Annotated in this window: 7 protein-coding genes; 6 read left to right on the plus strand and 1 reads right to left on the minus strand. The window is 40.6% G+C overall.

Annotated features, from left to right (window positions below):
- Positions 1–143 precede the first annotated feature (143 nt).
- Together CTN01_RS07465 and CTN01_RS07470 are read left to right on the plus strand one after the other, a co-directional pair.
- Complete coding sequence (locus CTN01_RS07465; protein WP_045149274.1) at positions 144–2,780, plus strand: glycosyl hydrolase family 18 protein; 2,637 nt, start codon at positions 144–146, stop codon at positions 2,778–2,780.
- A gap of 134 nt (positions 2,781–2,914) precedes the next feature.
- Positions 2,915–4,597, plus strand: a complete 1,683-nt coding sequence (locus CTN01_RS07470; protein ID WP_045149275.1) for a glycoside hydrolase family 19 protein — start codon at positions 2,915–2,917, stop codon at positions 4,595–4,597.
- 559 nt (positions 4,598–5,156) lie between these two features.
- Here the strand turns inward: CTN01_RS07470 and CTN01_RS07475 are convergent.
- Complete coding sequence (locus CTN01_RS07475; protein WP_244156061.1) at positions 5,157–5,585, minus strand: phytase; 429 nt, start codon at positions 5,583–5,585, stop codon at positions 5,157–5,159.
- A gap of 318 nt (positions 5,586–5,903) precedes the next feature.
- Here CTN01_RS07475 and CTN01_RS07480 point away from each other — a divergent pair, with 318 nt between their 5' ends.
- The 4 genes from CTN01_RS07480 to CTN01_RS07495 all read left to right on the plus strand — a co-directional run bounded on the left by CTN01_RS07480 (position 5,904) and on the right by CTN01_RS07495 (position 10,982).
- On the plus strand, positions 5,904–7,946 hold the full coding sequence (locus CTN01_RS07480; protein ID WP_045149277.1) for a hypothetical protein: 2,043 nt from the start codon (positions 5,904–5,906) through the stop codon (positions 7,944–7,946).
- 546 nt (positions 7,947–8,492) lie between these two features.
- Complete coding sequence (locus tag CTN01_RS07485) at positions 8,493–9,383, plus strand: metal ABC transporter solute-binding protein, Zn/Mn family (RefSeq protein ID WP_045083657.1); 891 nt, start codon at positions 8,493–8,495, stop codon at positions 9,381–9,383.
- A 10-nt stretch (positions 9,384–9,393) separates the two neighbouring features.
- Positions 9,394–10,152 (plus strand): metal ABC transporter ATP-binding protein, encoded by a 759-nt coding sequence (locus CTN01_RS07490; protein ID WP_005363886.1) that lies wholly within the window; start codon positions 9,394–9,396, stop codon positions 10,150–10,152.
- Complete coding sequence (locus CTN01_RS07495) at positions 10,149–10,982, plus strand: metal ABC transporter permease (RefSeq protein WP_045149278.1); 834 nt, start codon at positions 10,149–10,151, stop codon at positions 10,980–10,982. The genes CTN01_RS07490 and CTN01_RS07495 overlap by 4 nt, the downstream gene beginning before the upstream one ends.
- The last annotated feature ends 444 nt before the right edge of the window (positions 10,983–11,426 follow it).

Below are 11,426 nucleotides of genomic sequence, written 5' to 3' on the forward strand. Positions count from 1 at the left end.
CATTTATACACTTTTTAAATATATGGTTTTATATTTTTGCTTTGTGGCTTTATTTATATGGAAAATATAAAGTTGCGCTGTTTTTGGGAAATAACATTTATAAAATAAAAGTTAATTCAATAATAAATAAAACGGAGTTTATATTGAAGAATTCATATATCGCATTAGTCATTGGAAGTTTAATTTCTAGCAATGTTGCCCATGCAGCAAAACCAGGTGTGCCAACTATCGAGTGGGGTGAGTATAAATATATGCTTACCGAAATTGATAGCGAAGCGACAAGCTATAAAAATATCGTTAAAGCGCGTCATGATCATATAAATGCAACGGTTAACTGGGATGTATGGAGTGGCGAAGTTACGCACTCTAAACTATTACTAGATGGTCGTGTCGTTTGGGAAGGTCAGGGTAATACAGCAACCTTTGAACTATCAAAAGGTGGCACGTATGAAATGACAGTCCAAGCATGTAACGATGACGGCTGTAGTACCAGTGCACCTAAACAGTTGATGGTAGCGGATACTGACGGTAGTCACTTAAAGCCATTAAATGCGCCGCTTAAAGAAAATAACAAACCGCATACGAATACCACTGGAAAAGTAGTGGGAAGTTATTTTGTTGAGTGGGGCGTGTATGGCCGTAAATTCACCGTTGATGATATTCCAGCGCAAAACCTTACCCATATCCTTTATGGCTTTACTCCTATTTGTGGTGGGGATGGCATTAATGACAGTTTAAAATCTATTGCTGGCAGCTTTAACGCGTTACAAAAAGCGTGTGTTGGTCAAAAAGATTTTGAGGTATCTATTCATGACCCATGGGCTGCAATATCAAAACCACAGCAAGGAGTGAGTGAACACTCAGATCCTTACCGTGGTAACTTTGGTCAATTGATGGCGTTGAAAAAAGCGCATCCGGATTTGAAGATCCTTCCTTCTGTTGGGGGCTGGACGCTTTCCGATCCTTTCTTCTTCTTAGACGATCCTGCAAAACGTAAAGTGTTTGTCGATTCAGTAAAAGAGTTTCTTCAAACTTGGAAGTTCTTCGATGGTGTTGATATTGATTGGGAATTCCCTGGCGGTGATGGTGCAAACCCAGCATTAGGTAATCCAGAAAAAGACGGACAAACCTATGTAACCTTGATGAAAGAGTTACGCGCAATGCTTGATGAGCTATCGGCGGAAACTGGTCGTCAATATGAACTATCGTCAGCGATTGGTGCGTCAGAAAAAGGTATTAATCGTGTTGACTATAACCAAGCTCAGCAATACATGGATCATATCTTCTTGATGAGTTATGACATGTTTGGTGCTTGGAACAATGACAACCTAGGTCACCAGTCTGGTCTGTATAACGGCAGCCACCAACCAGAAATTAAACACACAGTTGATTTAGCGGTGAAAACGCTGCTAAACCAAGGCGTTGAACCCAAGAAGATCATCGTGGGCACACCATTTTATGGTCGTGGTTGGAAAGGTGTTCATGACGTTCAAGGCAATAACCCAATGACAGGAAAAGGAACTGGGCCTGTTAAAGGGACGTGGGAAGACGGTGTGGTTGATTACCGTGATATCGTCAATAACCGTTCTACCAATGGTTGGGAAAGCCATTACGATGCTCAAGCTGAAGCCTCTTACCAGTGGAATCCAACTACCGGTGAGTTGATCACCTACGACACGCCTCGCGCAGTGAAGGCCAAAGCACAGTATGTCTTACAACATAACTTGGGCGGCTTATTCTCATGGGAGATTGACTCTGATAATGGTGACTTGTTGAATGCTGTGCATGAAGGTTTAGGACATGGTGGCGATACACCACCAGTAAACCGTCCACCGATTGCCAACGCAGGTGCAGATCAAAAAGTCGTTGGCCCTGTTTATGTTGAGCTAGATGCTGGTAAATCTTACGATCCTGAACGTGAAGATATTACCTATACATGGACACAAATTAGTGGCCCAACAGTAAGCATTTTAAATAACAAAACAGTAGCGCCAACCATTGATGTTCCTGTTACTGACGTTGATACCAGCTATCAATTCCAGCTAACAGTTACAGATCCAGAAGGTCTGAGTGCAACCGATACGGTTACGGTTGAAAACAAGGTTCAGCATCAAAACCATGCACCAACTGTAACTATGGTGAAAAAGCTGAAAGTAGACAGTGGTGAGCAGTTTACGTTAACCGCAAACGCCAATGATCAAGATAATGATGCCCTGACGTATTCGTGGAGCATTCCTTATAACTTTGATGTGGTATCAGGTTTAGGTTCGTCTGAACTGACACTCAAAGCACCTATCATGGATAAGAAAACAACAGAAACGATTTCTGTCTTAGTCTCTGATGGTTCACTTGATGCGCATGCGGCTACTGAAGTGACAGTGAAAAAATATACTGACAATGACAACAATAATGGTGGCGATGATAATAACGGCGGTGACGACAATGGCAATGGCAGTTGCGATGTAATAACCGATCCGGATGCGGCGAATCATTCAGCATGGAGCGCGGCAATTATCTACAACACAGGTGACAAAGTTAGCCACAATAACCTTGTTTGGGAAGCGAAGTACTGGACGCAAAATAATGCGCCAAGTCAAACTGCGGATCAATGGAAGTTAGTGTCTGATATTGTTATGCCATGGAACCAAGACGTTGCCTACAGTGGTGGTGCGAAAGCGAGCTACGATGGCGCAATGTGGCAATCTCAATACTGGAGCAAAGGGCTTGTACCGGGTCAGGATCCAGTATGGGTGAACATCGGCTCATCGGATTGTAAGTAACCTTCAAGGGCTCACTCTGCGCTAGGGTGAGCCCTTTCTCAATAAACACCTTTTCATATTATTACAGTGCGCATGTAGCTGTGATAAGGACAAACACATCTAGTTATTAATTTAAGGAATATAAGAGGGATCTTATGAAATTAAAACTACTTACCATTTCCACCTTATTCGCATTAAGTGCTTCGGCATTTAGTGCTGAGATTTACGATCATACATCTACCTATCAGGCGGGCGAACAAGTGACATTTAATGGTCACCTTTATGAAGCCAAGTGGTGGGTTGCAGCAGGAGATGCACCGAACAAGAAAGTTGACCATGAATGGGAAAGTCCATGGAAACTGATTGCTGAAGGTGATGGTGTGACGCCACCACCGACTCCGGAACCAGATCCAACCCCTGAACCGGGGCCTGATATTTCTGGAGATTATGAACCGTATGTTGCGGGTAAAGCCTATAAAGCTGGTGACGTTGTTATAAACGATAACCAGTTGTATCGCTGTAAAGAAGGGCCAACCGCACCGTGGTGTTCAGGTGCGGCATGGGCGTATGAGCCGGGTAAAGGAACGGCATGGTTTGATGCTTGGAAAGCGATTTCGGAAGATGAAGTCGAACCGAACCCAAATCCGACACCAGAACCAACCCCAGATCCTGATCCGACACCGAATCCCGATCCCACTCCAAACCCTGATGGCTACACGGTGACGCAAGCACAGCTTGATGCGAAAGAAGCAGAGCTAACCAGTGATCCGCTATTAGAACAAGTTAAGCAGTCAATTCGTACCCGTGATAATACGATTGTTGAAGCTATTATGCCGGGTGCTAGTAACAACCCAGAAAACGTTAAGCGTGTAGAACACCTCATCGATGCTCATACTTGGGAATACTTATTCCCTAAGCGTGCACCTGAATACACTTATCGTCATTTTCTGCAAGCGGTGGGTAAATTCCCTGCATTTTGTGGTGAGTATAATGATGGTCGAGATTCTGATGCGATCTGTCGCAAATCATTGGCAACCATTTTCGCTCACTTTGCCCAAGAAACGGGAGGGCATACAGCGCATTGGGATGTACCTGAATGGCGCCAAGCCTTAGTTCATGTGCGTGAAATGGGCTGGGATGAAACCATGCGAGGGGGATATAACGGTGAGTGTAATCCAGAGATCTGGCAAGGTAAGCGTTGGCCTTGTGGTACGTTTGAAAATGGAGAATTCAAATCATACTTTGGCCGTGGTGCGAAACAGTTAAGTTATAACTACAACTATGGTCCGTTTTCTGAAGCCATGTTTGGCACGGTGAGAACCTTGCTTGATAAGCCCGAAATGGTGGCGGATACATGGTTGAACTTAGCTTCTGCACTATTTTTCTTTGTTTACCCTCAACCACCAAAACCTTCAATGTTGCATGTCATTGATGGCACTTGGCAGCCCAATGAGCAGGACAAAAAAGATGGTTTAGTGCCGGGATTCGGAGTGACAACGCAGATCATCAATGGTGGTGTGGAATGTGGTGGTGCAACGGAAATTCAGCAATCTTTAAATCGTATTGATTATTACGAAAACTTTACGCAGTTCCTACATGTACCGATTGCACCTGATGAAGTACTGGGTTGTAAAAATATGAAGCAATTCTCTGAAGCAGGGGCAGGGGCGACACTGACGTACTGGGAGCAAGACTGGGGCTGGTCATCAGAAACGCCAGATGGAAAATCGTATGCTTGTAAGCTGGTCGGTTACCAAACACCTTATTCAGCACTAAAACAAGGTGACTACACCTTGTGTGTCAAGGAGCATTTCCCTGACATTAATATTGTTGACTAATGGAGATAAATATTCGACAAATAACACTATTAAAAAACAGGTTAAGTAGCTAAATTTTAATTTTAAACGAACTCATTTTTAAGTTGAGTTCGTTTTTTTTTAAAGAAAAATTGGCGCTTATATTCGCTCTTATAATGGCAGTAAGCAGCGATTTTTTACTTTCCAATCCTAGTTTTCAATAGGTTAAGTGTGACTCTTGTCACTCTTTTTTAAATAAATATAAGGTTAAAATGAAAACTTATTCGCATTAGTTAATCTAATGCTAATTTGGTATTTTTCTCGTTTTTAAATTAAGTCTGCCTGATTATAATTCCCCACATAGCAACAAGGTCGAAGCTTATAAAACCTGACTTTGTGTGCTGTTTTAACTTTCTTAATACTTAATTTTCTGAGGAATTAACCATGTCTACAATCATGAATAAAATTATCAAACTATACGTACCTGTTTTCTCACCAATGTACAAAAGCAACAACATGGTGAAATAATTTGATAGGACTATTAGTAAATAACAATACTTAAAGGGCTTTGAAGATGAATTCAAAGCCCTTTTTATATTAATTATTTATTCAATGCGTTGGCGATGTCACGCCAGTCTGCAATTTTGAAGTTTTGATTTTGATCGTCATACGAGGCATCAACGTTATAGCCATCTTGAACAAGGAATAATCCTTTCGGGAAACGATCACTAATAGTGGTAGAAACAGCATGAATACCATCGGTTTCACTTGCACCATCTAAGCCATTATCATCATCGGCGGTGAGTGCAAAGCTGCCTTTGTATTGGTAGTTATTATCAAGATCGTAAACAGCATAAGTGTGGTTACCTTGGCTTGATATAATCAGTTCATTCACCGTACCGTCGTTGTAAATTGTTAGCCCTTCTGCGTCTGCAACAATCTGTTTGCCATCTATTTCAATAATGAATTCTCTGTCAGTTGAGCCTGCTTCACATTTGCCTAGAATTGGCGGTGGGTCTCTCAAGTTCAATGAATATTACAGATGATAAGTCTGTATTTTTCAGGATTCTATCGGCTTAACGTAATTGATTAAGCTCTTATTAAATATTCAGATGACACAATAAAAGTGTGTCATTATTTAATTTAACTTTATGGTAAAAAGTGCGAGCGTACTTTTAATCTTTCGATGTAAATAGCACCAAAAGCTTTTCTGTATGAGTATTTACGATGAGCTTTTTTTAGTCAAAGTAGAGATGGATTTACCGCTACTCGATAAAACTTGGTTCAATAGTGACAAAGAGGGAGCCACACTTTAGAACCTTTAATAAATGTCAGGAATTCAAACAGTATGAAGATCTACCCTCTAATTATAGTTTTCCTATGCGCAATAAGCCTTCAGGGCTGCGGAGGAGGAGGTGGCGGAGGCTCAAGTACCCCTATACCTCCTTCCCCAGAACCAGCGCCTTCTAAAATCACTCATTTAGATTTAGAACGGACATCGACGCCTGTGGTTTTAGGTGATGGAGACATAGTTTATGGTGAACAAATTACTTTTGCACTATGGGCTCAAGTCAGCGATGGTAACTCCCGTCATGTGGTCGATAATGTTGTTTGGTCTATCTCAGACCCTTCGCTTCTAGCTCCTACAAAAAAAGATGGGAGGGTAGTGTTCGGTAGTTTTACGGCATCTACAACGGCAAAAAATGGTGGAAAAGTCACATTGACAGCGACCGTGACAAATCCGGATGGTACGACGGTTGAAACCCATGTAATTCTAAACGTTATAGAGCTCGAACCTTTTAATATTGATATTATCAAAATGAATGATACTTCTGTAGATTCTGAAGATGATGTACCAGAGGGCTTTAAGAGTTCTGTTATGGCTAGGATCCAATGGAATAATGGCGTTTACACAACAGACAAAACTAAAGTGGAATGGGTGTTGACGGGATCGGCGTTTAAAAAAGCTGATAACACAAAAAGCGAGCATGGTTTTACTTATGAACCCCAAGACTCAGACAATACCCAAATAGGAGATACATCGGAATTGACAGCGAGTTTTCGAGGTGTGACTAGTGACTCCTTAACGTTGAGAGTCGCTAGCCCTACTTTAAAGAAAATTGTTATTGCTGCTAGTAGTCCCAATATTGGAAGAGACGTTGATTTACCCACTCGCACTGACTTATCCACCTCGGTACCTCGTGGACTAACTGTGTCATTTAGTGCGAGGGCTTTTTTTGATGGTGATTGGTCTGACAGAGATGTTACAGATCAAGTGAAATGGGAATCTACTAATTCTAAGGATTTTGTGGAAAACAAAAATGCTTTCCATGCGGTTGGTAATCCAACTAAACAAACGGACATCACGGCTCACCTCGATAGATACCCAGAAATTAAATCTAATTCTTATAATCTTAAAATAACAAACGCTCAGTTAACGAAGATAAAAGTCGATTTAAAACAAGGTGATAGCGAAGATGTTCCGCGATATATAAGCCGTACGTTAAAGGTCACGGGTACATTTAAAGGGGATGATACTGATGGTAATGCACAAAGTTTTGAGGAAGATATATCCGGTTCGGTAAAGTGCGCAAGTAGTTATGGCGACGTCTTTACGAACATTGATGAAGATACACCAACCCGTTTTCGAGCTGTCGGTGATCCCAATCAGTTTAGTATTATTACATGCCATCTACCGTCGTCTGAAATGAAAGGTAGCATTGAGTTAACTGTTGGTCCTGAAGATGTTACTAATGTGGAGGTTAAGGCTGATTATTTGCTAGATGTACCTAAAGGTCAGGAGCGATCTTTTAAGGTTCTTGCGAAATATCATGATGATAGTGATAAACTTCAGACGGAAGATGTCACTAATAATGCAGCGATAACTGCGATACCAGATGATTATAATTGGAGTTGGTGGGAGGGGCACAAAGTTGTAGCTGTTGGTGCTATCGGAAGCAAAACATCGGTTAGTGCTAGTTATCTCGGTATAGGTTCTTCCAACAACCTCACATTAACAATTAAAGAGGCGGAGGCCAGCCAAATTCCATATAACAATCTGTTATATATTGCACCACCTGGTCAATTAAAGACTTGGTCTGAGGCTAAGGATTATTGTAAAAAAGCCGGTGGAAGGCTTCCAACAGTGGATGAGTTGGAGACTCTCTCGACTTTGCATGTCGGTCCCAATTATGGTTGGCCTTATAACAAAGATGCTAATGGTTATAATGGGAAAGATGAGGGGGGTATGTATTGGAGTAGTGAAGTGGATAAGTCTCAAGATATCCCTCTTTATACAGCTGTGAACATTGCGACCGGAGCTAAAGGCGCAGGATATGACGGAGGACATGGCAATGATGTTAAGTACTCAGTCACTTGTGTGGAGCCCTAAGTTACTTATTCATAGCCTTTAAGTTAATGCGTATAAGATTTCTACATGACTCTCAGTTGTGTATATAGCTTAACAGCTAAATGACCGCCCACTGTGGCGGTCTTTTTTGTTTTAAAAAATACGTTATGTAGCAATTATCGCCGTGCAATCCGGCGTTGGAAGACAAGTTAAACAATCAAATTATATATAATGCTAAATAATATAGATTACGGTGTATTAATTTCACGACAAATTAAATATAAGCATTAATTAACAATCATCAATATTGATAATTAAGATTTCATTATCAATTAAATTAATCATTTTAAAAAAGTGAGTTTGTTTTCTATAAATTTAATATCTTTTTGATATTCAATTAAAAAATAAAATAGAGAAAATTTATATGTTATTTAATGCTCATACATTTAGTAATAATAAATTGTCATTAATTAATTAATACTGCTTCTTTCAGATATATTCGAACTATTAAAAATAAAGAAATGTTATAACATAACAATCCTGAGTTATTCACTCGGGATTAATAATGTCATGATTAGGAATAGATCGATGAAAAAGAAGTCTTCATTTGTAGCATTGATGACAACGCTGTGCGTCTTGTTTTCAGTATCAAAAGCAATGGCTGCAGAAGCGCCTATTGATGTAACAGTAAGTATTGCCCCACAAAAGTATTTTGTGAAAGAAATTGGCGGTCAAAATGTTGATGTCAATGTAATGGTGCCAGCGGGTGCTGAGCCAGATGATTACGAGCCAACACCAAACCAAGTTGTGTTACTTAACAAGAGTAAACTTTACTTTTCTATCGGTGTGCCATTTGAAAAAAGCTGGTTAAACAAATTCAAAAGCTCAGCAAAAGATCTAACGATTGTTGATACCCAGCAAGGCATTGAGCGTATGCCAATGGCTTATAACGACGATGGTGAGCGTATTCCTGCAACATCAGGCATTAAAGACCCACACATTTGGTTATCGCCAGCACTTGTGCGCATTCAAGCAATGAACATTCGTGATGCATTAATTAAGGTTGATCCTCAGCATCAGCAAGAATATCGCGAAAATTACCTGAAGTTCTCTAAAAAGATCAATCAAATTGATGATGCTCTAATTGCTATTACGGCGAAGATCCCAGCAGCACACAATCAATTTATGACTTACCACCCAGCGTGGGGTTACTTCGCGACAGATTACGGCTTACGTCAGCTTCCTATCCAAGATGAAGGTAAAGAAGCCAGTGCTCAACGTCTAAAATCACTGATTGATACAGCAAAGAAACAGCACATTAAAGTTATCTTTATTGAGCCGCAATTCTCGAAAGAGCAAGCAAAAGTTATTGCGAATGCAATTGGCGGCAAAGTGGTAGCAATTAACCCACTTGCAGAAGATTGGGGTAATAACTTGCTAACTGTTGCGAACGCGTTTGAATCTAACGTGAATCACTAAGAGTTAATAAATGAAAAAGATTGTAGATGTACAGAATGTCAGTTTTGCTTATAAGAACCATCAAGCATTAATTGACATAAACTTCGAGCTTTACGAAGGTCAACGTTGTGCATTACTTGGACCCAATGGCGGTGGTAAAACGACATTAGTCAAACTACTACTGGGTATATTATCGGGTTATCAGGGCAATCTAGCACTGTTTGGCGACCATCCCGGTCGCCATCCAGCGCTTATTGGGTATGTTCCTCAACAATATAAATTGAATCCAATATTACCTGTCACCGTAAAAGACGTTGTATTAATGGGGGCAAATGCTGCGCAGCTAAAAGATAAGAAATTGCTGTCAGCCTTATTAACCCAAGCATTACAACAAATGCATATCGAGCATATAGAGAATACGCTGTTTAAAGATCTTTCAGGCGGACAGCGTCAACGTGTGTTAGTAGCTAGAGCGTTAATTGCTCAACCTAAGTTATTAATACTTGATGAGCCAACCAGTAATGTTGATCCAAGCATGACAGCACAGTTTTTTGCCTTGTTATCAGCGCTGCCCAAAGATGTTGCGGTATTGGTGGTAAGTCATGACATGAGTATTTTAGAGTATCAGATTGATGTGATTTTAGGGCTAAACCAAACTATGAAAGTGCAGCAGAGTAAGGCATTAACGTCTGATATGTTGCAACACTTATACGGCGTGAACAGCCATTTTATTAAAGATCTTGTTCAGTCAACCACATCCAATAACGAACCAAGTCCTGCTTTAGTATGATCGAGCTCTTACAATATAACTTTATTCAACATGCATTAATTGCAGCAGTGCTTGTTAGCATTGTTGCCGGCATTATTGGCGTATTAGTCGTAACCAATCGATTAGTATTTCTCTCAGGTGGTATTGTTCACACGGCATACGGTGGTGTGGGATTAGCTTTCTATGCAGGTACAGCGGTAATGCCAACAACCTTGGTATTTACTTCGATTAATGCTTTGTTATTAGGGGCGCTAAGTCAGCGTAAACTAGAGCAGTTAGATATTTTTATCGGTCTGATTTGGTCGTTAGGCATGGCAATCGGCATCATTTTAATGGCGTTAACACCGGGGTATGGGGCAGATTTAAGCAGTTACCTGTTTGGTAGCATTCTCACCGTTCCAGTCTCGACGTTATACCTAATGGGGGGCAGTGTCCTGATCATTGGTGCCTACACGATTTATAACTATCGTTCGCTAGTCTTGATGTCGTTTGATGCTGATTTTGCGCAGAGTAAAGGCGTAAAAGTAAAACGCATGTACTTATCATTATTAGTGCTGGTGGCAATTGCTAGCGTGATCTTAGTGAAAGTGGTGGGTATTGTACTGGTGATGGCGCTGTTAACTATGCCAGCGTATATGGCGGCTCAATATACAAAATCCATGTTATCCATGATTTGTCACAGTATTTTATGGTGTCTTGGCTTTACGTTAACGGGGTTGATTTTCTCTTACCAGATGAATTTACCGTCAGGGGCAACCATTGTTGTTACCGCGTCTATTTGTTTAGCGTTGCAACTGGGGCTTAGAGAAACCCTGAAATTCTTCAAAAAAGGCGCAGTTCAAGCCGCTTAATGGTCCAGCAAGTAGAAGCACTCCTTCTACTTGCTGCCTATTCTATCTAGTGACGACTCTCTTCTTGTTATTCCCACGCGACCAACACTTTTTACATCCGTTGGTAGGCAGATTTTCTGCGTAATTGCACTGTAAATGTTACAAAGTGTAACGAGTAAATATTCGCAATTAGTATTACGTTATTGTTTTTAATTTCTTCAAGTTATTAGTCATCTGCTGATTTGATCTTCTTCGCGTCAAAAAAGTATCGTTGGTTATCAAAAAGCAATATTTTTCTGAAAGCAGATCTAAATTTTGAACGCTGTTCTATATTGGTGTCGCCAAAAAAATAACGATAGCTATGTCACAAATTTGAACCAATCAAAGACCGCTTCCGCGTGCCGTAATAACTTTCTGTTACATCTCGAAAAGTTGAAATTATACAAGCTCCGTTATGCTCCACGC

The organism is Photobacterium angustum, assembly GCF_003026365.1.
GTDB lineage: Bacteria > Pseudomonadota > Gammaproteobacteria > Enterobacterales > Vibrionaceae > Photobacterium > Photobacterium angustum.

Bases quoted from the DNA above. Each gene is read 5' to 3' on its own strand.
- CTN01_RS07480 (WP_045149277.1), top strand. From the start codon at position 5,904: ATGAAGATCTACCCTCTAATTATAGTTTTCCTATGCGCAATAAGCCTT.
- CTN01_RS07490 (WP_005363886.1), top strand. From the start codon at position 9,394: ATGAAAAAGATTGTAGATGTACAGAATGTCAGTTTTGCTTATAAGAAC.
- CTN01_RS07470 (WP_045149275.1), top strand. From the start codon at position 2,915: ATGAAATTAAAACTACTTACCATTTCCACCTTATTCGCATTAAGTGCT.
- CTN01_RS07485 (WP_045083657.1), top strand. From the start codon at position 8,493: ATGAAAAAGAAGTCTTCATTTGTAGCATTGATGACAACGCTGTGCGTC.
- CTN01_RS07495 (WP_045149278.1), top strand. From the start codon at position 10,149: ATGATCGAGCTCTTACAATATAACTTTATTCAACATGCATTAATTGCA.